This window comes from Streptomyces sp. NPDC020917 (genome assembly GCF_044333795.1).
GTDB lineage: Bacteria > Actinomycetota > Actinomycetes > Streptomycetales > Streptomycetaceae > Actinacidiphila.
The window spans coordinates 1-22,860 of record NZ_JBIRRR010000031.1 but is presented as its reverse complement, the minus strand read 5'-3'; the positions used below and the strand labels follow the sequence as shown (position 1 = coordinate 22,860).

Here is a 22,860-nt window from a genome sequence, read left to right as displayed (position 1 = left end):
GGAAGCGGAGGAAACGCGGTGCGGGGGGATCGGCGGCGCGCGGGCAGTTGCGGCCGAACGATTCTGCGGTCCGTCGGTCAGTCCTGCGGTGTCGGCGGGTTCGGCAGCCGGTCGGCGGCCACCACGCCCTCCAGGAAGCCGCGGGCCCGCTCGGTGCGCGGGTAGCTCTCCAGCAGCTTCCAGAACCGGGGGCCGTGCCCGGGCACCAGAAGATGGGCGAGCTCGTGCAGCAGGACATAGTCGATGACGTACTCGGGCATGCCCTGCAGCCGGTGCGACAGCCGGATGCTGCCCTCGGACGGCGTGCACGAGCCCCAGCGGGAGTTCTGGTTGGTCACCCAGCGGACCGTGTCCGGCACGGCGCGGCCCTGCAGGTACTGCTCCGACAGCCGTTCCGCCCGGCCCGCAAGCTCCTCGTCGCCGGGCATCCGGCGGCTCTCCTGCGCGGCGAGCTTCTCCAGCATCACGCTCACCCAGCGCTGCTCCTCGGCGGCGGACATCCGCGCCGGGATGAGCACGACGGTGCGGTCGCCGTCCCGGTAGGCGGACACCGTCCGGCGCCGGCGGGCGCTGCGACGCACCTCCACAGCGCTCGCCTCGCTCATCCGGAGGCCGCGGGCGGTCTGGCTGGCGAGGTTACGCGCTGGATCGGGCGACACGCCTCGACCGTACCCGTTTCACCTGTGGGAAGTCCCGCCTCCAAGCCGTTCGACCCGCGAATCACCTCGGTTCGCACACATCTGGAATGGCCTCGTTCACCTGTCCCACGATCCGGTGAACCCTCGCTCACCTGCACGTAAGCGGAAGGGGGCGGGGGTGGGCGCGGGTGCGGCACCGGGCCCCGGCGTGGCGGCGCGGCTGGGCGAGGGATGCCGGGGCGCGGCGGGGGCGCGGGGGCCCGCGGTGAGGGCGCGGGTGGTGGGTACGGGGGCGCGAGTACGGGGCGCGCGGGGTCGGGAGCGCGGGTGGGCGCGGGGGCGGGGCACGGGTGCGTGCGCGGTCGGGGCACGGGTGCGTGCGGGACGCCGCGCCGGGCGGGCAGGCGTGCGGGCGGGCGGGCAGGCGTGCAGGCGTACAGGCGTACAGGCGTGCAGGCATACAAAACGACCATCTCCCACAGCCTGTGGATAACTCGGCGGCGGTTCGGAACCGGTCGGGCATGCTGGCAGGGCCGCTCACGGACAGTGAGCAGATGGACGGCTTGCGCGACGGGCGCGCGCCGGACCAGGGCGGCGACGGGTTCGTGTGGGAGCAGTTGCGAGAAGGGGTGTGAGGGCGATGCGGCCGATGCTGAAGACGGCGCTGCGGCGGAGCTGGCGGGACGGGGAGAGCGTGCAGTTCGGGGTGGACCCGGACCACGCGGTGGTGCTGGAGCCGATCGACGGCCCGGCGGCCGGCTTCCTGGAACTGCTCGACGGCACACGGAGCACCGCGACACTGACGCGGGACGCCGGGGCGCTCGGGCTGGAGCCGGACCGCGTGCGGCGGCTGCTCGCGCTGCTGGCCGACGGTGGCGTGCTGGACGACGCGGCCGCCCACGCGGCGCTGTCCTCGGCGGTGCGGCACCGGACGCCGCTGCTGGACCGGCTGCGCCCGGACCTGGCGGCCCTGTCGGTGGTGCACCCCGGGCCGGGCGGGGCGGCGGCGCGGATAAGGCACCGGAGGGCGGCCCGGGTGCGGGTCCACGGCGCGGGCCGGGTGGGCGCGCAACTGGCCGCGGTGCTGTCAGCGGCCGGCGTGGGCGCGGTGGAGGTGCTGGACAGCGGGCGTGTGGAGCCGTGGGACACGGCGCCGGGCGGCATCCCGGCCGAGCAGGTCGGCGAGCGCAGGGACGCGGCCGGGCGCGGCGCGGTCCGCCGGGCGGCGCCTGAGGCCCGGCGCGGCACGACCGGAGCGGGCGCCGCGGGCGGCGGTCCCGGCGGAGGTCCTGGTGCCGGCACGGGAACGGTGGTGGTGGTCGCCCCTCGCGACGGCCTGCACGCCTACGCCCCTGATCCGGAGGAGGCCCGGCGGCTCGTGGAGTCGGGGGTGCCCCACCTCTATGCGGGCGTGCTGGAGGGCACGGGCGTGGTGGGCCCGATGGTCCTGCCGGGGCGCACCGCCTGCGGGGAGTGTGTGGGGCTGCGGCTCGCCCGGCGGGATCCGGCGTGGCCGCGGATGCTGGCGCAGCTCAGGTCGGGGCGGCAGCCGGCGGTGCCGGCCTGCGACATCGCGCTGGCCACCGCGGTGGCCGGGCTCGCGGCGGCGCATGTGCTGGCGCATCTCGACGGCCGGACGCCGCCCAGCGCCGGGGCCCGCGCGGAGCTGTCGCTGGACCGGTTGTCGGAACGGGTCCGGCAACTGCCCGCGGAGGCCGGCTGCGGGTGCGGCGCGGCGGCCCGCGCGGCCCGGGTGGGTGCCGGACCCGGGTACGGAGAGGACCGGACGGAGGACGGCCCGGCCCGCAGTCCTGCCCGCCGTCCCGCCCCGAGCGCTGCCCGCCCTGGGCGCGATCAGGCGCACGAACCCGCCGGCGGGCGTGTCTCCCACGCCGTCCAGGGGGCCGTCCGCATCCCGGACCGTGGCGCTGCCCCTGACGACCGGGACAATGCGCCGCCGGTGGCGGCATCCGGCGGTCTCCTCTCCTGGGCTGGTGAAGGGAGGGGCACAATGGCCATGTGACCGACCGGAAATGAGGGGCGCATGTCTGATCTTCCGCGCAAGGCTGTGACCCGGACCGCGAAACTGGCAGCGCTCCCTCTGGGGTTCGCCGGGCGGGCCACGATGGGTCTCGGCAAGCGGCTCGGCGGCCGGCCGGCCGACGAGGTGGCGACCGAGTTGCAGGAACGCACCGCGGAGCAGATCTTCAAGGTGCTCGGCGAGCTCAAGGGCGGCGCGATGAAGTTCGGGCAGGCGCTGTCCGTCTTCGAGTCCGCGCTCCCGGAGGACGTGGCCGGGCCCTACCGGGCGGCGCTGACGAAGCTGCAGGAGGCCGCCCCGCCGATGCCGGCCCGCACCGTCCACCGGGTGCTGGCCGAGCGGCTGGGCAAGGACTGGCGGTCGCTGTTCGCTGAGTTCGAGGACACTCCCGCGGCGGCGGCGTCGATCGGCCAGGTGCACCGCGCGGTGTGGAGCGACGGCCGCAAGGTCGCGGTGAAGGTCCAGTACCCGGGGGCCGGCGAGGCGCTGCTGTCGGATCTCGGCCAACTCGGGCGCGTGGCACGGCTGTTCGGCCCGCTGATCCCGGGCATGGACGTCAAGCCGCTGCTGGCGGAGCTGCGCGAGCGGGTGTCGGAGGAGCTGGACTACGAGCTGGAGGCGAAGGCGCAGCACGCGCACGCCGCGGAGTTCGCCGGCGATCCGGACGTCGAGGTGCCGGACGTGGTCCACCAGGCGGACCAGGTGCTGGTCACCGAGTGGATGGACGGGGTGCCGCTGTCCGAGGTGATCTCCGGCGGCAGCCAGGAGATGCGCGACCGGGCGGGGCAGCTGCTGGCCCACTTCCTGTTCGCGGGGCCGGCGCGCACCGGGCTGCTGCACGCCGACCCGCACCCGGGCAACTTCCGGCTGCTGGTGGACGACGGTCCGGCCGAGGGCTGGCGGCTGGGCGTGCTGGACTTCGGCACCGTGGACCGGCTGCCGGAGGGCCTGCCGCTGCCGATCGGCACGGCGCTGCGGCTGGCGCTGGAGGGCGAGGCCGAGCAGGTCTACGCGATGCTCCGCACGGAGGGCTTCGTCAAGCCGACGATCACCCTGGACGCGGACGCGGTGGCGGACTACCTGCAGCCGATCATCGAGCCGGCCGCGCGGGAGGAGTTCCGGTTCGAGCGGGCGTGGATGCGGGCGCAGGCGGCCAGGATCGCCGATCCGCGCTCCCCCGCGCACCAGTTGGGCAAGCAGCTGAACCTGCCGCCGTCCTACCTGCTGATCCACCGGGTGACGCTGAGCACCGTCGGGGTGCTGTGCCAGCTCGGTGCGACGGTCCGGCTGCGGGACGAGCTGCTGGAGTGGCTGCCCGGCTTCGACCCGGAGGGCACCGCGGAGTCGGCCTGACCCGCGGGCCCGGCCGCGCTACCACCAGGCGGAGTCCAGGCGGCCCTCGATGCTGCGCAGGTGCTTGCGGGCGCAGCCGTCGCAGAAGTAGACGCGGCGGCCGTTCTCCACGGAGCAGGTCCAGGTGAGCGGCAGGCCCTCGCGGGTGACGCCGCAGCGGGCGCACGTCGTCGCCTGGGAACCGGCCGGGGAAGGCTTGTGATCCACTGCTTGACGATACCTCCGCCCGGGCCGGCTTCGCCGTCTGAACGCACCGCGGGGCCGGTCCTTTCGGACCGGCCCCGCGGGGTCGTCTTGGGAGGTCATGCGCTGGTCGTGCACACAAGCGGAATCACGGGATTCCAGCCGGCGCGGTTACTGCATCACGGCCATGGCCAGGGCGCGCCGGGCACGCAGGGACGCGCGTTCGGCACGCCGCTGCAACCGGCGGGCGGCGAGCAGGTGCATGGACCTGCGTTCGTGCTCCGCCTCCTGCAGCCGCTGTTGCATATGGGCACGTGCCAGGGCTTCTGGCATGAGTTGCATTTCGAGCTTCCTGTTCTGGCGCGACGCCAACGCGTCGGATTCACGGGGGGGCAGTTCGCTGAGGGTGGGAGTCATCGGGGCCTGCTTCTTCGGATCGTGCGTGAGAGGGCGGTCAAGGGTGCCGGGGGTCGTGGACTTCCTGATGTTCATGCCGCGACCGCGTCCTTGCGCGGGCGGCCACGGGGCCGCTTGCGGGGAACGACGACACCCTGGATGAACAGCTCGCCACCCCATACACCCCAGGGCTCGCGGCGGTCCTTGGCACCCGCGAGGCAGGCCTCGCGGACCGGGCAGGTCTGGCAGAGGGACTTGGCGTACTCGACGTCCGCCGGCGACTCCGCGAAGAAGACCTCGGGGTCGTAGGTACGGCAGGGGACGGGCACGCCGAGTCGCTCGATCTCGTCGTCGAGCTCGGTGAGGGGCAGCAAGGTGGTCTCCGGAGGCTGTGCGGGCGGGCGGGTCGGGTCGGGGAGGGATCCGGACGATGCGTGCTGGGCGGTATGCACGGTTGGGTTCGTTCCTCGTCTGTCGGTCCGGCCGGTGGTTCGGCCGGCTCTTTCGTGCAGGTCTGAAGAAAACAGAAGGGCCGCGGATCCCGGTCTGGGATTCCGCGGCCCTGAGGTGCGCCGACCTGATGCCTGATCAGGCTGGATCACTCCAGGGTTCGAGCCCGCGGAAGGCCCACTTACCGTGCTGCTGCGTCTTCTGCTGTCCGTTCGCGTGTCCATTGGCGGCTTCTGCGCCCGTGGCGGTACCAGCGCCGGCGCCGTTGGCCGCCGCCGCAAAGGCATAGGCCTGCGCCTGAGCCTTCGCCGCCGCTACCGCGGGCGCCTGGGTCGGTCGCTCGATCCGCTCACTGACCGGCAGAACCGGCAGGAGAGCGGCGGAGGACAGACGGGAGCCGGGCATCGAAATGCCGAGCGGGCAGGCAAGGACCACCGAGCGATCGGTCATGACGTTGGTCAGCTGGCTGATCATCGGGGTTCGCCTCCTCTCGGCGTCTCGTAAGGGCAGTGGAACGGACTTGCCTAGTACATCACGAGCGGGTGGGCCTTTGGAAGAGCCGTTCCCGACCGTGCTCGTGAAGGCTATGGGGACCGCCGCGCGATGCGCAAACTATTTTTCGGCTTCTTCTTCAGAAGATTCTTCGGGCAGGTCGGAGCCCTGGCGTGGATCGTCCGCCCGGTCCCCGTCCGGGACTTGGCCGCCGCCCTGAACCGGAATTTCGAGTTCCGTCCCGGAGCAGAGCGCGAGCACGTCCTCGCCGAACCGTTCGAGCTTGCGGGCGCCCACTCCGGCGATCTGCGACAGCTCTCCCTCGCCCGACGGGCGGACCTCGGCGATCGCCAGCAGCGTCTTGTCGGTGAACACGCAGTAGGCCGGCTGCCCGAGCGCCTTGGCCTGTTCCATCCGCCAGGCGCGCAGCCGCTCGTACAGCGCCTCGTCGAGATCCGAGGGGCAGTCCTCGCAGCGCATCAGCTTGATCTCGCCCGCGTCCGAGAGCGTCCGGCCGCACACCCGGCACAGCACCGGGCCGCGCCGCCTGCGGCCGCCGCCCTGGCCGCGCTCCACGCCGCCGCTGCCGCCCGCTCCCGCGCCGCGGGCCCCGCGGGCCGCCGAACCCGGCCGCAGCCCGTCCAGGAAGCGTGAGGGCCGCCGGCCGCCGCGGCCGCCGGGCGACCGGGACAGCGCCCAGGACAGCGACAGGTGGAACCGGGCCCTGGTGACGCCGACGTACAGCAGCCGGCGCTCCTCCTCGACCTGCTCGTCGGTCTTGGCGTAGGTGATCGGCAGGGTGCCCTCGGTCAGGCCGACCAGGAACACCGCGTCCCACTCCAGGCCCTTGGCGGCGTGCAGCGAGGCCAGGGTGACGCCCTCGACGGTCGGGGCGTGCTGGGCGTTCGCCCGCTCGTCCAGTTCGGCCACGAAGTCGCCGAGAGTCGCCTCGGGCCGGGCGGTGGCGAAGTCCTCCGCCAGCCGCACCAGGGCCGCCAGCGACTCCCATCGGTCGCGCACCGCGCCCGAGCCGGCGGGCGGCTCGGAGGCCCAGCCCCGGGAGCTGAGCACCGCGCGCACCTGGTCGGGGACCGGCTCCGGCTCCCCCGGTTCTGCCGACGCCCGCGCCGCGCCGCGCAGCAGCAGCCCGGCCTCCCTGACCTCGGGCCGCTCGAAGAACCGCTCGGCTCCCCGCAGCTGGTAGGGCACCCCGGCGTCGGCCAGTGCCTGCTCGTAGACCTCGGACTGCGCGTTGATGCGGTAGAGCACGGCGATCTCGCTGGGCCGCACCCCGGAGTCGATGAGCTGGCGGATCCGCCGGGCGGCGCCCTCGGCCTCCGCGGGCTCGTCGGAGTACTCCTGGTAGACCGGGTCGGGGCCGGCCTCGCGCTGCGAGACCAGCTCCAGCCGATGGGCGGCCGCCTGCCCGCGGGCCTGCCCGAGCAGCCCGTTGGCCAGCGCCACGACCTGCGGGGTGGAGCGGTAGTCGCGGATCAGCTTGACCACGGTGGCGTCCGGGTGCCGGGTGCGGAAGCCCAGCAGGAACTCCGGGGTGGCGCCGGTGAAGGAGTAGATGGTCTGCGAGGCGTCGCCCACCACGCACACGCTGTCCCGGCCGCCGAGCCACAGGTCGAGCAGCCGCTGCTGGAGCGGGCTGACGTCCTGGTACTCGTCGACGACGAAGTGCTGGTACTGCGAGCGCACGGTGTCCGCGACGTCCGGCCGGTCCTGCAGCACGCCGACGGTCAGCAGCAGCACGTCCTCGAAGTCGATCACGGAGCGGTCGCGCTTGAGCTGCTCGTAGGTGGTGTAGATCCGGGCGACCTCGGCCGGGTCCCGCGGCACCTCCCGGCCGGTCTTGGCAGCCGCCGCCGCGTACTCCTCGGGGACGGTCTGGGTGACCTTGCACCACTCGATCTCGCCGGTGACGTCCCGCAGCTCGTTGCGGTCCAGCCGGATGCGGCAGCGCGCGCCGGCCTCGGCGACCAGCTGCACCTTGCGCTCCAGCAGCCGCGGCATCTCGCCGCCGATGGCCCGCGGCCAGAAGTACTGGAGCTGGCGCAGCGCCGCCGCGTGGAAGGTGCGCGCCTGCACTCCGCCCGCTCCGAGCTGCCGCAGCCGCCCGCGCATCTCGCCCGCGGCCCGTGCGGTGAAGGTGACCGCGAGCACGCTCCCGGGCTGCAGTATCCCCGCCCGCACCCCGTAGGCGATCCGGTGCGTGATCGCCCGGGTCTTGCCCGTGCCGGCGCCGGCCAGCACGCACACCGGCCCGTGCAGGGCCGTGGCCACGGCGCGCTGCTCGGGGTCGAGGCCGTCGAGCACCGCGTCCGCGGAGTCGGGTACCGCGGGGAAGAGCGAGTCGTGGAGTGTCGCAGTCACCCCGCCACTCTGCCACTTCCCGCGGACACCCCGGGAAGGTTATCCACAGGGCGGCCGGTAGCGTCCCGGAATGCGGCACGCCTCCCCGGCGTTCCCGTACCGGCGGCACGAGCCGCCACCGCCACCCCTGCGCGAAGGAGCACCACCGATGTCGGGCACCGTGACCATGTACAGCACCACCTGGTGCGGGTACTGCCGTCGTCTGAAGTCCCAGCTGGACCGCGAGGGCATCGCGTACACCGAGATCAACATCGAGCAGGACCCGGCGTCCGCCTCGTTCGTCGAGAAGGTCAACGGCGGCAACCAGACCGTGCCCACCGTCCAGGTCGTCCCGCTCGGCGGCGCCCCCGAAGTGGTCATGACGAACCCCAGCCTCGCGCAGGTCAAGCAGGCCCTCGGCGCCTGAGCCGGCCCCCGCGGGCCGACAGCCGCACGCCGGAGACCCGGCGGCGGCCCGGGTTCAGCGGCCGACGCCCGGCGCGGGCAGCGGCTTGCCGTACCAGAGTTCGACCAGGCGGGCCGCGATCGAGATGCCCGACGGGGGCAGCACCTCGCCGGACTCGAACGCGGCCTGCAGCTCCTCGCGCGAGAACCAGCGGGCCTCGTGTATCTCGTCACCGTCCACGGTGATCTGCGACGAGGTCGCCTGCGCGGTGAACCCCAGCATCAGGCTGGACGGGAACGGCCAGGGCTGGCTGGCGACGTACTCCACCTCGCCGATGGCGACGCCCACCTCCTCCTGCACCTCCCGGCGCACCGTCTGCTCCACCGACTCGCCGGGCTCCACGAACCCGGCCAGCGTGGAGAAGCGGCCCTCGGGCCAGTGCACCTGGCGGCCCAGCAGCGCCCGGTCCTTGTCGTCGGTGACCAGCATGATCACCGCCGGGTCGGTCCGCGGGTAGTGCTCGGCGCCGCACGCCGGGCAGCGCCGGATGTGGCCGGCGGCCGCGATCACGGTCCGCTCGCCGCACCGGGAGCAGAAGCGGTGCATCCGCTGCCAGTTCTCCAGCGCCACCGCGTGCACCATCAGCCCGGCCTGCAGCGGCGACAGCAGCCCGCCGACCTCGCGCAGCCCGGCGGCCCTGGCCGCGTCGTCCATCCGCCCCGGCAGGGCGTCCTTCTGCAGCGCGAAGTAGCGCACGCCGTCCGGATCGATGCCCAGGAAGTAGCGGTGGGTCTCGGTCTCGGGCGCGTCGAACGCCGGCGTCATGACGATCTCGGTGCGGCCGTCCTCGGTGTCCTCGACCATGACCTGGCCGCCGGAGACCACGAACACCCGGGTCGTCGGGTGGCTCCAGGCCGCAGCCAGCCACGCCTCGTCCAGGCGGTGATGGGCCGCCCGGTCCACGCCCTGGTGGGTGAGGGCCAGCGGCTGCGAAGTCGCGTCGAGTTCGGTCAAGGTGCTTCCTGCTCCCGGTCGTTCACGTGCGTCGGCTGAGGTGCGTGCGGCCCGCTTTCATCAGCGGCCCGACCCGGCCCGCCAGGGCGCGGCCCGCCAGTCGGCGGCCAGCTCCCCCCACAGATGAGCGGTGGTCTCGACCCCCTTGAACAGCAGGTCGAGCTCCACCTTCTCGTTCACCGAATGCCAACCGTCGGACGGCACGGAAATTCCCAGGAACAGCACGGGAACGCCCAGCACGTCCTGCAGGTCCGCGGCCGGCCCCGAGCCGCCCTCGCGGGTGAAGCGGATCTCCTGGCCGAACGCCCGGCCCATCGCCCGCACCAGCGAGCGAAGCGCGGGGTGGTCCAGCGGGGTCAGGCAGGGGCGGGTGCCGCCGCCCCAGAAGCGGATCTCGTGCCGGATACCGGCGGGCAGCCGCTCCGCCACCCAGCCGGTCACCAGCCGCTGGATCACGGCGGTGTCCTGCCCGGCCACCAGCCGGAACGAGAACTTGATCGTCGCGGTCGACGGCACGATGGTCTTGCCGCCCGGGCCGCCGTAGCCGCTGTGCAGGCCGTTGACCTCGGCGGTCGGGCGGGCCCAGATCCGCTCCAGGGTGCTGTGGCCGCGCTCGCCGAGTGCGGCGTGCGACTTCGCGGTGCGCAGCCACGCGGCCTCGTCGAAGGGCAGCTCGGCGAGCAGCTCGCGCTCCCGCCCGGTCAGTTCGACCACCCCGTCGTAGAAGCCGGGTATGGTCACCCGCCGGTCGTCGTCGTGCAGCGCCGCCACCAGCCGGGCGGCCTCGGTCGCCGGGTTGGGCACGGCGCCGCCGAACGAACCCGAGTGGATGTCCTGGTCCGGGCCGTACAGCACGATCTCGCCGTCGACCAGGCCGCGCATGCCGGTGCACACCGTCGGGGTGTCCTCGGACCACATCCCGGTGTCCGAGACGATCACCGTGTCGCAGGCCAGCCGTTCGGCGCGCTCCCTGATCAGCTCCAGGAAGTGCGGCGAGCCGGACTCCTCCTCGCCCTCGACCAGGAACTTCAGGTGCACCGCGGGCGTGGTCCGCCCGGTCGCCGCCAGATGCGCGCCCAGGCCCAGTGTGTGCAGGAACACCTGGCCCTTGTCGTCGGCGGCGCCCCGCGCGTGCAGCCGCCCGTCGCGCTCGGCCGGCTCGAACGGGTCGGTGTCCCAGCCGTCGGCCGGCGCCGCCGGCTGCACGTCGTGGTGCCCGTACACCAGCACGGTCGGCGCGTCCTCGTCCTCGCTGCGCCACTCCGCGAACACCGCCGGCGCACCCTTGGTCGGCCACACCTCGGCGACCGGGAAACCGGTCCGCTTCAGGACCGCGGCCAGCCACTCCGCGCTGCGCAGGAGGTCCGGGGCACGGTCGGGGTCGGCGGACACCGAGGGGATGCGCAGCCACGCCGCCAGGTCCGTGAGGAACCGCGTGCGGTGGGCGCGGATGTACGTCTGGACAGCGTCGTCCGGGGTGGAGCTCATGGCGTGCAGCCTAGCTTGGGCACCCGTGAACAAGGCCGGGCGGGTCGCGGCGCCCGTCCCTCCCCCGCCGGGCGCCACCCGCGCCGGGCCGGGCCGCTCAGCCGCGAGGCGCGCCGTCGACGCCGGGCCGGGCCGCTCAGCCGCCGGGCGGCCGCGGGTCGAGCAGGCGCTCCAGTTCCGCGCGGCCCGGCAGCCCGGGCGGACGCACGACGTCGCCGGTGCGCACGTACAGGAACGCGGCCCGCACCGCGCTGGGCGGCACCTCCTGCCGCTCGGCCCACGCCAGCCGGTAGACGGCCAGCTGGAGCGGATCCCCGGGCGAGATGTCCGGGTGCCCGGTCTTCCAGTCGAGCAGGTCGTACCCGTCGCCGTCCCGGTACACCGCGTCGATCCGCCCGCGCACCACCCGCGCGCCCAGGGCGATCTGGAACGGCACCTCGACGGCGTACGGGGTGCGGTCGGCGAACGGCGTGCGCAGGAACGCCTCCTTCAGCGCCGCCAGGTCGCGCTCGTCGGCGATGTCGAGGTCGTCCCGCGGCTCCGCGCCCGGCAGCTCGTCCAGCCCGAACAGCGGGCCGGTCTCCAGCCGCGACTCCAGCCAGCTGTGGAACCGGGTGCCGCGCCGGGCCGCGGGCGCCGGCGGCCTCGGCATCGGCCGGGCCAGATCGCGGGCGAGCCCGTCGGGATCGGCGGCCAGCCGCAGCAGCTGCGTGGCGGTCAGCGAACGCGGCAGCGGAACGTCGTGGACCCTGGCCCGCGCCCGCCGCAGCTCACCCGCCAGCGCGTCCAGGTCACGGTCCCAGGACGCGGCCAGCCGCTCCTCCTCCGACACCAGCCCGGCGCCCCCGCCCGGCGCCCCCGCGGCTTCCGCTCCCTCCGCCGACTCCGCGGCCGCAGCCGTCCCGACGGCGCCCACCGGGTCCTGCGCGTCTCCGGCTCCCACGCCTCCCGCGGCAGGCGCGCCCTCCACCTCCGGACCCGCCGCCGCCCCGGCCCCCGCGTCCAGGTGCGCGACCACCGACTTCGCGGCGTACCGGCGCCGCTCCAGGGCCGCCGGGTCCAGCGGCAGCGGCCACGGCTGCTCGGCCGCCTCGGCCAGCGCCGGGTTGACGTCCTCGGGAGCAGGCGCGTCGGCCCAGTGCTCGATCTCGCCGTACCCGGCCTCGCAGTGCGCGCGCAGCGCGTCCAGGAACACGGACGGGCCGAACGGCGACTTCTGGCTCGGGCCCCACCAGTGCCCGGAGCCCAGCAGCAGGGACCGCGGGCGGGTGAACGTCACATAGCCCAGCCTCAGCTCCTCGACCCGCTGGTGCTCCTTCATCGCCTCCCGGAACCCGTCGACGCCGGCCCGCGTCCACTCCGGCACGTCGGGCAGCGTCGCCGCGTCACCGCGCAGCCCGTGCGGCAGCACCTTCGCGTTGACCGGCCACAGCTCACGGCCGCGCTCGCTCGGGAAGCCCTTGGCCACCAGCCCGGGCACCGCGACGACGTCCCACTCCAGGCCCTTGGACTTGTGCGCGGTGAGCACCTTGACGGTGTTCTCACCGCCGGGCAGCGAACTGTCCAGGCCCTTCTCGTACTCCGCGGCCGTACGCAGGAAGGCGAGGAACGCCAGCAGCGTCGCCTCACCGTCCAGGGCCGCGAACCCCGCGGCCACGTCGAGGAAGGTCTGCAGGGTCTCGCGGCGGCGGGCGGCCAGCGCGTGCGGCGACGCGGACAGCTCCACCTCCAGGCCGGTGACCGCCAGCACCCGGTGCAGCACGTCCATCAGCGGATCGGCCAGCGCCCGCCGCAGATCCCTCAGCTCCGCCGCGAACCGCGCGAACCGCACCCGGGACTCCGGCGAGAACGGCAGGTCGTCCCCCGGATCGGCGTCCAGGAACGTCTCCAGCGCGTCGGCCAGCGAGACGACCTCGGCCGGGTCCACGCCCTCCACGGCCGCCGCCAGAGCGTCCCCCTCCGCGCCCGGCCGTCCCGAGCGGACGAGCAGCCGGGCACGGCGGCCGAGCAGCGCCAGGTCCCGGGCGCCGATCCGCCACCGCGGGCCGGTCAGCAGCCGCACCAGCGCGGCATTGGCGGTCGGGTCGTGCAGCACCTCGCACATCGCCACCAGGTCGGCGACCTCCGGCAGATGCAGCAGCCCGGACAGTCCGACGACCTCCACGGGCACGTCCCGGGCGACCAGCGCCGCGTGGATCTCCGGGAAGTGCGCCGCGGTACGGCACAGCACGGCGATCTCCCCGGGCGGGGTGCCGGTGCCCACCAGATGGGCGAGGGAGTCGGCGAGCCAGGCGATCTCCTCCTGCTGCGTGGGCAGCAGCGCGCACCGCACCAGCCCGTCGCGCTCGGCACCCGGCGCGGGCCGCAGCGCCTCCACGCCCTCGTGGCGCTCGCGCAGTTCCGCGGCGAGGGTGTTGGCCAGGTCCAGCAGCCGACCGCCGGAACGGCGGTTCTCGCTGAGCGAGTAACGCGCCGCGGGCAGCCCGCCGGCCTGCGGGAAGTGCCGCGGGAAGTCGTCGAGGTTGGCGACGGACGCACCGCGCCAGCCGTAGATCGCCTGGCAGGGATCGCCGACCGCCGTCACCGGATGACCGGTACCGCCACCGAACAGGCCGGCCAGCAGCAGCCGCTGCGCGACCGAGGTGTCCTGGTACTCGTCGAGCAGCACCACCCGGTACTCGTCGCGCAGGAGCGCGCCGACCTCGGGCCGGGTCTGCGCGAGCGTCGCCGACAGGGCGATCTGGTCGCCGAAGTCCAGCAGGTCCCTGCGCTGCTTCTCGTTCCGGTAGACGGCGGCGAGCTCGGCGAGGTCACGACGCGCGGCGACGGCCGCGGCCACGTCCCTGACCCAGGCGTTGCCGCGCTTGGCGGGGTCGACGGCCGCCAGCTCCGCGGCCAGCCGGGTGTCGTGGGCGCGCAGCCGCTCGGCCGGCACCAGATGCTCGGCCAGCTCCCCGGACAGCGCGAGCAGGTCGCCGACAAGGGTCGGCAGGCCCTTGGTCAGCGCCGGGTACGGTCCGGGCGCGGCCCGCAGCACCTTCGCGGCGAGCTGGTAGCGGGTGGCGTCGGCGAGCAGCCGGGCGCCCGGCTCCAGCCCGATCCGCATCCCGTGGTCCTTCAGCAGCTGCCCGGCGAACGCGTGGTACGTCGCGATGCGGGCGTCGCCGGGCGGCGCACCGGGCTCGCGTCCGCCGTCGAAGGAGCCGCCGTACAGGCCGCCGTACGGATCGCCGTACGGGCCTTCGTCGTCCTGGCCGCTGATGCCGGCCCGCTCCAGCGCCCGCCTGACCCGCTCGGACAGCTCACCCGCGGCCTTGTTCGTGAAGGTCAGGCCCAGCACCTGCTCCGGGGCGACCTGCCCGGTGCCGACGAGCCACACCACCCGGGCGGCCATCACCGTGGTCTTGCCCGACCCGGCCCCGGCCACGATCACCGCCGGAGCCGGCGGCGCGGTCGCGCAGGCCAGCTGCTCCGGGGTGAAGGGGATGCCCAGCAGCTCCTTCAGCTGCTCGGGTCGGGTGATGCGCGGTGCCACCCGGTGAGGCTATCCGGCCGCGCCGACAGGAGCGCCGGCGGATTCATATCGAGATGTCCGGGTTGCCGAACGCGCTGACGTCGATCGTCTGGCCGGCGGGCGGGGCGGAGATGTGCGGGGATGTGCCGAAGCCGCTGAACGACGCGGAGTTGGAGGTGTCGTCCGGGGTGAAGGCCCGCAGGATGTAGGGGGTGCCGGAGGCGGCGACGAGGATGTCGGTGGTGGTGCCGTCCGTGTCCCTCTCGACGACGGACACGGCGGGCCGGCCGGCCGCGGTGGTCGGGCCGCCCTTGGTGTAGGTGCCCGACGAGGCGCCCTGCGAGATCTGGTCGAGGATCATGCCGAGGTCGCACAGCTCGGCGAAGTTCTGCCCCTGCTTCTGGGGCATCTTCAGCCACTTGCCGGCCAGCAGCCGGGCCATCGCCTCGCCGTTCTTGCCGCCCTGCGTCCGCCAGAACGCGCCGTCGGCCTTCAGGTAGTACGTCGAGTGGGTGCGGATGACCTGCAGCTTGTCGCCGTCGGCGGTCGCGGCGGCGGCGCACAGGCCGGACTTGGTCAGGGCGGACGTGAAGTGCACGGCCCCGCCGTTGTCGTCGGTGGTGCGCAGGTCGATGGTCATCGAGGGGGCCGCCTTCATGGCGGTCATCGCACGGTCCATCAGCTGGCGTCCCGTCAGGTCCGCGTAGGGCCCGGTGTCGGTGTGCGTCGACGCGGGGCGCACCAGGGGTGCGTCCGCGCTGCTCCTGTGCCCGCCGCAGCCGGCGAGGCCCAGCGTCGCCGCACCCGCGGCCAGCGCCGCGGCAAGGATCCTGTGTGTGGCCCCCATGGCCGCCCCCTCGTACTGTGCACCTTCTTCGCGCGCTCCCACGCGCACCCCGCCTTCGTGGTGGTACCGCCAACATAGCGCCGGGGCCCGACAGGCGCCGTCGCGTTTGCGGGCGGTTCACCGGGCGGTCCCCTACTCCACGGCGTGCCGGCTACTCCACGACATGGCGGCTACTGCACGACGTGGCGGCCCTCGGGGCGGGCGGTGCAGGAGCTGCGGAAGGCGCAGTGGGCGCAGTGGCGGCCGGTGGCCGGGGTGAAGCGCTCGTCCAGGACCCGGCCGGCGGCCTCGGCGAGCAGGTCCTGGGCCCACTCGCCGGCGAGCGCCTCCTGCTGCTGGACGGCGGGCATCGCGTCGCCGCCCGCCTTCTGCGCGGCGCCGAGCCTGAGGTGGACGAGTTCGGCGCCGCCGGGGTGGGGGCGGTCCCCGCCGAACAGCGGGTCGACCGCGCCCTCGCGCACCGCCAGCTGGTAGACGGCCAGTTGGGGGTGGCGGGCGACCTCGGCCGCGGTCGGCTTGGCCCGGCCGGTCTTGAAGTCCACGACGTACGCCTGGCCTTCGGCGTCCGTCTCCACGCGGTCCATGCTGCCGCGGATCCGCACCTGCACCTCGCCGGCGTCCAGCGTGACGTCGAAGTCGTGCTCGGTGGCGACGGTGGTGCGGCCGCGTTCCATGACGTGCCAGCGCAGGAAGCGTTCCAGGGCGGCGCGGGCGTTCTCCTTCTCCTGCCGGGATTTCCAGGGCGCGTCGAAGGCGAGCGCGTCCCACACCGAGTCCAGCCGGGCCATGAGGACGTCGAGGTCGGCGGGCGCGCGGCCGGAGGCGACCTCGTCGGCGAGTACGTGCACGACGTTGCCGAAGCCCTGGGCGGCGGTGGACGGGGGCTCCGCCTTGACCTCGCGGCCCAGGAACCACTGCAGGGCGCAGGTGTTGGCGAGCTGGTCCAGCGCGGAGCCGGACAGGGCCACCGGCCGGTCGCGGTCGCGGACCGGCACGGCGGAGCGCGTCGGCTCGTAGAGGCCCCACCAGCGGTCGGGGTGCGCGGCGGGGATCAGCGGGTGGCCCTCGTCGGTGAGCGCGGCCATCCGGGCCAGCCTGCGGGCGGCGGCCTCGCGCAGCGCCGGGGACGCGTCGGGGTCGACGGTGGTGGCCCGCAGTTCCGCGACGAGCGCGGCGACGGCCAGGGGGCGGCGCGGGCGGTGGGCGACGTCGCGGGGTTCGACGCCGAGTTCGGCCAGGAAGCGGGAGGGCTGGTCGCCGTCGTCGGACGAGGACTTCACGGCGGTGACCAGGAGGCGTTCGCGGGCGCGGGTCGCGGCGACGTAGAACAGCCGGCGTTCCTCGGTGAGCAGCGCGCCCTGCGACAGGGGCGGGGCGAGGCCGTCCCGGCCGATCCGGTCGGCCTCCAGGAGCGAGCCGCGGCGGCGCAGGTCCGGCCACACGCCCTCCTGCACCCCGGCCACGACGACGAGCCGCCACTGCAGGCCCTTCGAGCGGTGCGCGGTCATCAGGTGCACGGCGTCGGGCCGTACGGTGCGGCCGCTGAGGGTGTCGGCGGCGATGTCGAAGCCGGACAGCTCCTCGATGAGGTTGAGGGCGCCGCGGCCGCCGGTGCGTTCCTCGGCGCGGGCGGCGGTGTCGAACAGGGCGCACACCGCGTCGAGGTCGCGGTCGGCGTTGCGGCCCGCGGGGCCGCCGCGCAGCGCGGCGCGCTCCAGCCGGGCGCTCCAGCCGGACCCGGACCACAGCCGCCACAGCGCGTCCTCGGCGGTGCCGCCCGCCGCGAGCACGGCGCGGGCGGCGGCGAGCAGCCGGCCGAGGCGGAGCGCGGCGCGCGCGTACGCCTGGTCGTGGGTCACCAGCCGCTCCGGCTCGGCGAGGGCCTCCGCGATCAGCACGTCGGACGGCCGCGGCACCGCGGCGCCCGCGGCCCGCTCCTCCTCGCGCAGCGCCCGCCCCAGCCGGCGCAGGTCCGCCGGGTCCATCCCACCGAGCGGCGACACGAGCAGGTCGAGCGCCTCCTCGACCCCTATCCCGCCCGCGGCGTCGGGCCCGGGTGTGGGTGCGGGCTCGGGTTCGGGTTCGGGTTCAGACGCGGGCTCGGGCTCGGCCCGCGGCTCCGGCTCCGGTCCGGCTTGCGCTGCGGCATCGCGCTCGGTTCCAGCCGCGGCCCGCGGCTCCGGCTCGGCCGCAATGTGCGGCGCGGACCCGGCGCTTCCGCAGCCTGCGGGCCCGGCCCCGGCCTCGCCCGCCGTCGTGCCGTCGGCGGCCGGCTCGGCCTCGACGTCAAGCGCGGACCCGGCGCCTCCTTCGTTCGTGCGCCCGGCCCCGGCCTCGCCCTCGTCCGCCCCGGTGTCCTCGGCACCCGCCGCGACCTCGATGTCCGGCGCGGACCCGGCGCTTCCGTGGCCTGCGGGCCCGGCCCCGGCCTCGACGCCAAGCGCGGACCCGGCGCCTCCTTCGTTCGTGCGCCCCGCCCCGGCCCCGTCCGCAGCCGTGTCCGCGGAACCGGCCCCCGCCCCGGCCGCCACGTCCGGCCCGGACCCGGTGCCTTCTTCGGCCGCGGGCCCGGCCTGGCCCTCGGTCGCGGGCCCGGCCTTGCCGACCGGTGCCGGCTCCGCCTCCGTGATCAGGGGGCGCGCGGCGATGTGGAGGGCGTGCAGGAGGGGGGCCACGGCGGGTTCGGTGTGGAGGGGGGCGGCGGACGCCTCAAGGTCGACGGGGACGCCGGCGGAGGTGAGGGCGCGGCGCAGGGCCGGGAGGGGGGTGGCGCTGCGCACGAGGACGGCCATGTCGCGCCAGGGGATGCCGTCCTCCAGGTGCGCGCGGCGCAGGGTGTCGGCGATGGAGTCGACCTCGGCGCCGGGCGAGGGGTAGGTGCGGACGGCGACCGTGCCGCCGTCGCGGACCGGGGTGAGGGCGCGGTGGGCGCGGACCGCCGCGGCGGGCAGGCGCGGCAGGGGCATCCGGGAGGCGACCTGCCGGCCGGCGGCCAGCAGTGCCGCGCCGGAGCGGCGCGAGGTGCCGAGGACGAGGACGGGCGCGTCGGCGCCGGTCCGCCGCGGGAAGGCCTGCGGGAAGTCGAGGATGCCGTTGACATCGGCGCCGCGGAACGCGTAGATCGCCTGGTCGGGGTCGCCGAAGACGACGAGGGTGCGGCCCTGCCCGGCGAGGGCGTGCAGCAGGCGCACCTGGGCCGGGTCGGTGTCCTGGTACTCGTCCACGTACACCGCGTCGTACCGCGCTGCGAGCTCCGCGTGCACCTCGGGGCGCCCGGCGAGGCGTACGGCGCGGTGGACCAGCTCGGTGTAGTCGACGACCCCCTGCAGGTCGGTGACGTCCAGGTACTCCTGGAGGAAGGCGGCGGCGGCGAGCCAGTCGGGGCGGCCCGCGCGGCGGGCGAACGCGGCGAGGTCGCCGGGGCCCAGGCCCAGCTCGCGCGTGCGGGCCAGTACCGCCCGCACCTCGTCGGCGAAGCCGCGGGTGCCCAGGGCCGCCCGCAGGTCGTCGGGCCACCGGACCCGGGCGCGGCCCTCGCGGGCCAGCGCGGCCTGCCCGGCCAGCAGCTCGCGCACCACCAGGTCCTGCTCGGGCCCGGACAGCAGCCGGAGCGGCTCGGCGAACAGGCCGGACCCGGCGGTGCCCTGGTGGGCGCGGAGCAGCGCGTAGCAGAAGGAGTGGAAGGTGGCGGCCTGCGGGGTCGCGTGTTCCCCGGCCCGGGCGGCCATCCGGTCGCGCAGCTCGGTGGCGGCCTTGCGGCCGAAGGTGAGGACGAGGATCCGGTCGGCGGGGGTGCCGGCGGCGACCCGGGCGGTGACCGCCTCGACGAGCGTGGTGGTCTTGCCGGTGCCGGGGCCGGCCAGCACCAGCAGCGGTCCGTCGCGGTGCTCAACCACCTCGCGCTGTGTGGCGTCCAGCACAGGGGGCGCCGCGGGCGCCACGGGCGTGCGCACCAGCCGGTACCCGCCGGCCACCGCTCCCCCGGTGGCCGTGCGGGCCCGGGGCACGCCTGTGCCGCCGGGCGTGCCGGGCCCGGCGGGCGCGCCCGGCAGGGCAGGATCGGCTGGATCGGCCGCCGGACGGGAAGAGGAAGAGGGGTTCACGTGGTTCGCCGGTTTCGTGAGGGTCGAGGAATGTACTCCGTACGGAGAGCCGCGGGTATGTCAGTGCTCCGCATGCCGGAAGCTGGATGACATGACCGTCCGGCTGTCACCCGCTGACCGCGCCTCCCGGGGCGTCGGCCGCGCCCTGCCCGTCCCAGCGGGCCCGGCGCATGTCGACCTTCGGCACGTGGCGTTCGGCGGGCGGACCGGCGAGCCGCAACGGGGTGCCCTCGGCGCGGTACTCGGCGAGCGCGTCCCGCTCGTGGCCGGGCAGCAGGACGCCGTCGGACCGTACGACGCGCCACCACGGCACGCCGCTGCCGTGCAGGGCCATGATCCGGCCGACCTGGCGCGGGCCGCCCTCGCCGAGCCATTCGGCCACGTCGCCGTACGTCATGACCCGCCCCGCGGGGATCAGCTCGACCGTCTCCAGGACGCGTTCCGCATAGGGGCTGGGCGCCCCCGGGTCGTACTCCTCGCTCATCCGTCCAATCCTGCCCCAGACGTCCGACACCGGGGGGTTCCGGTGCGATCCGGGGGGCCGTCGTGCCACCATCGTGCGGGCGGTGACTGGTGATACGAGACCAAGAAGACCAAGAACAGGCGACAGGGGACACAACGGGCGCGCGGGAGGCCGGGGAGGCCGCCGCCGCCCCCCGTGCCGTGCCCGCGCCCGCCGCCGGCCAGGAGGAGGGCGGCGCCGGCAGCGGCAGCACCCGTCAGACCGGCGCCGACACGCCGCGCGGCGGGGGCTCCCCCGGCGGCGGCAGCAGGAGCGGCGGGTCGGACGACGACCACGGCCGGGGTGCCGACGGCGGCGGTCCTGACGACGGCGCCCCGCACGACGGCGGTGCCGACCTGCCCGAGTCCGGGTCGACCCGGCACGCCGTCTCGGTCGACGAGCCGCTGCTCGCCGCCCGGGTGCACCGCCCCGCCGACCTGGTCCGCTTCCTGCTCGGCGTGCTCGGCATCGCGGTCGTGCTGGCCGTCGCCGGGTTCGCGCACGCGACCACCACCGGCCTGGAGACCGACATCAACAAGGGCGCCACCCACGCGCCCGGCTTCCTGTCGTCGTTCGCCGGCCTGACCGCGAGCGTCGCGGTGCTGATCGTGCCGGTCGCCTTCGCCGTGGAGCGGCTGGTCAAACGGGACGGCCTGCGGATCGCCGACGGCGTGCTCGCCGCGGTGCTGGCGCACGGCACGGCCCTGGCGACCGACCTGTGGGTGACGAACTCCGCACCGTCCTCGATCCGCGAGGCGCTGTCGCACACCGCGCCGGCCGGCACCGGCATGACCGATCCGGTGCACGGCTATCTGGCGCCGGTCATCGCCTACGTCACGGCGGTCGGCATGGCGCGCCGGCCGCGCTGGCGGGTCGCGCTGTGGTTCGTGCTGCTGCTGGACGCCTTCGCGGTGCTGGTCGGCGGCTACACCACGCCGTTCTCGATCGCGCTGACCGTGCTGATCGGCTGGACCGTGGCGTACGGCACGGTCTACGCGGTCGGCTCGCCGAACGTCCGGCCGACCGGCCAGAACCTCATGGCGGGCCTGCGCCGGGTCGGCTTCGCCCCGCTGACCGCGCGCCGGGTGGGCCACGACGAGCCGGCGACCGCGGACTCCGACCGCGGCCGGGCGTACCTGGTGACGATGGAGGACGGCCCGCCGCTGGACGTGACGGTGGTGGACCGCGAGCAGCAGGCGCAGGGCTTCTTCTACCGGGCGTGGCGCCGGCTGTCGCTGGTCGGCGGCATCACCCAGCGCCGCAGCCTGCTGTCGCTGCGGCAGGCGCTGGAGCAGGAGGCGCTGCTGGCCTACGCGGCGATCGCGGCGGGGGCGAACGCGCCGAAGCTGATCGCGACGTCCGAGCTGGGCCCGGACGCGGTGATGCTGGTCTACGAGCACATCGGCGGCCGGCGGCTGGACGCGCTGGCCGACGAGGAGATCACCGACGGGCTGATGCGGGAGACCTGGACGCAGGTGCGGGCGCTGCACTCGCGGCGGATCGCGCACCGGCGGCTGGTCGGCGAGTCGCTGCTGGTGGACCGGGGCGGCCGGGTGTTCCTGACCGATCTGCGCGGCGGGGAGATCGCGGCCGGCGACATCGTGCTGCGGATGGACATCGCGCAGCTGCTGACGACGCTGGCGCTGCGGGTCGGCCCGGAGCGCGCGGTGGCCTCCGCGCTGGCGGTGCTCGGTCCCGACACGGTCGCCCAGTCGCTGCCGCTGCTGCAGCCGATCGCGCTGAGCCGGGCGACCCGCGCGCAGCTGAAGGTGCTGGCCCGGGCCCGGGCGCAGCGCGAGCGCGAGGCTGTGCTGGCCGCGTCGGCGCGGGAGAAGACGGCCCGCGAGCAGCGGCGGGCGCTGGAGGCCGAGCATGCCCCTGACCAGGCCGAGGCGTCGGCGAAGGTGCCGTCGAAGGCCGAGCGCAAGGCCGAGGACAAGGCGGAGAAGCGGGCGATAGAGGACGCGCTGGAGGAGGTCCGCGAGGAGGACCTGCTCTCCCGGATCCGCCAGCAGGTGCTGCTGATCCGGCCGCAGGCCCCGGTGGAGCCGGCGCGCCTGGAGCGGATCAAGCCGCGGACGCTGGTCACCGTGATCGCCGGCGCGTTCGCCGCGTACTTCCTGCTGTCGCAGCTCAGCTCGGTGCCGATCGGCCAGGCCGTGCTGCACGCGGACTGGCGCTGGGCGATGATCGCCGTCCTGGGCTCGGCGGCGAGCTACGTGGCGGCCGCGTGCGCGCTGTCGGGGTTCGTGCCGGAGCGGCTGTCGCTGATGCGGACGGTGATGGCGCAGGTCGCCGGGTCGTTCGTGAAGCTGGTGGCGCCGGCCGCGGTGGGCGGTGTGGCGCTGAACACCCGCTATCTGCAGAAGGCCGGCGTGCGGCCGGGGCTGGCGGTGGCCAGTGTCGGCGCGTCGCAGTTGGTGGGCCTGGGCGCGCACGTGATGCTGCTGATGACGTTCGGCTTCATCACCGGGACCGAGAAGACGCCGTCGCTGTCGCCGTCGCGCACGGTGATGGCCGGGCTGCTGACCGCGGGCGTGCTGGTGCTGGTGGTCACGGCGGTGCCGGGGCTGCGCAAGTTCGTCTCGACCCGGGTGCGGGCGCTGTTCGCCGGGGTGGTGCCGCGCATGCTGGACGTGCTGCAGCGGCCGGCGAAGCTGCTCACCGGTATCGGCGGCACGCTGATGCTGACGGTGTGCTTCGTGATCTGCCTGGACGGCTGCGTGCGGGCGTTCGGCGGGCACCTGAGCTACGCGGCGATCGCGGTCGTCTTCCTGGCGGGCAACGCGCTGGGGTCGGCGGCGCCCACGCCGGGCGGCGTCGGCGCGGTCGAGCTGGCCCTGACCGGTGGGCTGATCGCGGCCGGGCTGCCCAAGGAGGTCGCCACCCCCGCGGTGCTGTTCTTCCGGCTCCTGACCTTCTGGCTGCCGGTCCTCCCCGGCTGGATGGCCTTCACCAACCTCACCCGCAAGGGCCAGCTCTAGAAGACTCATGAAGATCTTGGTGAGGGGCTGTCCGGTCGGAGGCTGGGCAGCCCCGGTTCGCTATGCGGTGGCCGGAGTGAGTTGCCAGCTG

Annotated in this window: 16 protein-coding genes; 4 read left to right on the top strand and 12 right to left on the bottom strand. The window is 75.1% G+C overall.

Features of this window, described 5'->3' with window-relative positions:
* Positions 1-77 precede the first annotated feature (77 nt).
* Positions 78-605 (bottom strand): M48 family metallopeptidase, encoded by a 528-nt coding sequence (locus tag ACH4TG_RS38835; protein ID WP_398247734.1) that lies wholly within the window; start codon positions 603-605, stop codon positions 78-80.
* A 673-nt stretch (positions 606-1,278) separates the two neighbouring features.
* Here ACH4TG_RS38835 and ACH4TG_RS38830 point away from each other — a divergent pair.
* Together ACH4TG_RS38830 and ACH4TG_RS38825 are read left to right on the top strand one after the other, a co-directional pair.
* Positions 1,279-2,661 carry a ThiF family adenylyltransferase gene (locus ACH4TG_RS38830; protein ID WP_398247669.1) on the top strand — a complete coding sequence of 461 codons (1,383 nt, stop codon included), beginning with the start codon at positions 1,279-1,281 and terminating at the stop codon, positions 2,659-2,661.
* A gap of 21 nt (positions 2,662-2,682) precedes the next feature.
* Positions 2,683-4,032, top strand: a complete 1,350-nt coding sequence (locus ACH4TG_RS38825; RefSeq protein WP_398247667.1) for an ABC1 kinase family protein — start codon at positions 2,683-2,685, stop codon at positions 4,030-4,032.
* Between the two features lie 18 nt (positions 4,033-4,050).
* On the opposite strand, the gene ACH4TG_RS38820 is transcribed toward ACH4TG_RS38825, so the two are convergent.
* The 5 genes from ACH4TG_RS38820 to ACH4TG_RS38800 all read right to left on the bottom strand — a co-directional run bounded on the left by ACH4TG_RS38820 (position 4,051) and on the right by ACH4TG_RS38800 (position 7,932).
* Positions 4,051-4,239, bottom strand: a complete 189-nt coding sequence (locus tag ACH4TG_RS38820; RefSeq protein ID WP_398247665.1) for a hypothetical protein — start codon at positions 4,237-4,239, stop codon at positions 4,051-4,053.
* A 147-nt stretch (positions 4,240-4,386) separates the two neighbouring features.
* Entirely contained in the window at positions 4,387-4,707 is a 321-nt protein-coding gene (locus tag ACH4TG_RS38815; protein WP_398247664.1) for a hypothetical protein, read from the bottom strand.
* The gene (locus tag ACH4TG_RS38810) at positions 4,704-5,063 is read right to left on the bottom strand and encodes a WhiB family transcriptional regulator (protein WP_398247662.1); all 360 of its coding nucleotides are present in this window, start codon (positions 5,061-5,063) and stop codon (positions 4,704-4,706) included. Before ACH4TG_RS38810 ends, ACH4TG_RS38815 begins: the two co-directional genes overlap by 4 nt.
* 136 nt (positions 5,064-5,199) lie before the next feature.
* Entirely contained in the window at positions 5,200-5,535 is a 336-nt protein-coding gene (locus ACH4TG_RS38805; protein WP_398247660.1) for a hypothetical protein, read from the bottom strand.
* A 138-nt stretch (positions 5,536-5,673) separates the two neighbouring features.
* The gene (locus ACH4TG_RS38800; RefSeq protein WP_398247658.1) at positions 5,674-7,932 is read right to left on the bottom strand and encodes an ATP-dependent DNA helicase UvrD2; all 2,259 of its coding nucleotides are present in this window, start codon (positions 7,930-7,932) and stop codon (positions 5,674-5,676) included.
* 148 nt (positions 7,933-8,080) lie between these two features.
* Between ACH4TG_RS38800 and ACH4TG_RS38795 the strand changes: the two genes are divergently transcribed.
* The gene (locus ACH4TG_RS38795; RefSeq protein ID WP_398247656.1) at positions 8,081-8,338 is read left to right on the top strand and encodes a mycoredoxin; all 258 of its coding nucleotides are present in this window, start codon (positions 8,081-8,083) and stop codon (positions 8,336-8,338) included.
* 54 nt (positions 8,339-8,392) lie between these two features.
* On the opposite strand, the gene nudC is transcribed toward ACH4TG_RS38795, so the two are convergent.
* From nudC to ACH4TG_RS38765, 6 genes are all read right to left on the bottom strand, one after another.
* On the bottom strand, positions 8,393-9,331 hold the full coding sequence (nudC, locus tag ACH4TG_RS38790; RefSeq protein WP_398247654.1) for an NAD(+) diphosphatase: 939 nt from the start codon (positions 9,329-9,331) through the stop codon (positions 8,393-8,395).
* Between the two features lie 60 nt (positions 9,332-9,391).
* Complete coding sequence (locus tag ACH4TG_RS38785) at positions 9,392-10,819, bottom strand: M20/M25/M40 family metallo-hydrolase (protein WP_398247652.1); 1,428 nt, start codon at positions 10,817-10,819, stop codon at positions 9,392-9,394.
* 136 nt (positions 10,820-10,955) lie between these two features.
* Entirely contained in the window at positions 10,956-14,354 is a 3,399-nt protein-coding gene (locus ACH4TG_RS38780) for an ATP-dependent DNA helicase (protein WP_398247650.1), read from the bottom strand.
* A 43-nt stretch (positions 14,355-14,397) separates the two neighbouring features.
* Positions 14,398-15,180, bottom strand: coding sequence for a hypothetical protein (locus ACH4TG_RS38775; protein WP_398247648.1), 783 nt, complete (start codon positions 15,178-15,180; stop codon positions 14,398-14,400).
* Positions 15,181-15,350: 170 nt separating this feature from the next.
* Positions 15,351-19,133, bottom strand: a complete 3,783-nt coding sequence (locus tag ACH4TG_RS38770; RefSeq protein WP_398247732.1) for a UvrD-helicase domain-containing protein — start codon at positions 19,131-19,133, stop codon at positions 15,351-15,353.
* Between the two features lie 256 nt (positions 19,134-19,389).
* Positions 19,390-19,767: an MGMT family protein gene (locus ACH4TG_RS38765; protein WP_398247646.1), complete on the bottom strand. Its 378-nt coding sequence runs from the start codon at positions 19,765-19,767 to the stop codon at positions 19,390-19,392.
* A gap of 179 nt (positions 19,768-19,946) precedes the next feature.
* Between ACH4TG_RS38765 and ACH4TG_RS38760 the strand changes: the two genes are divergently transcribed.
* Positions 19,947-22,769, top strand: coding sequence for a lysylphosphatidylglycerol synthase domain-containing protein (locus ACH4TG_RS38760; RefSeq protein ID WP_398247644.1), 2,823 nt, complete (start codon positions 19,947-19,949; stop codon positions 22,767-22,769).
* Positions 22,770-22,860 lie beyond the last annotated feature (91 nt).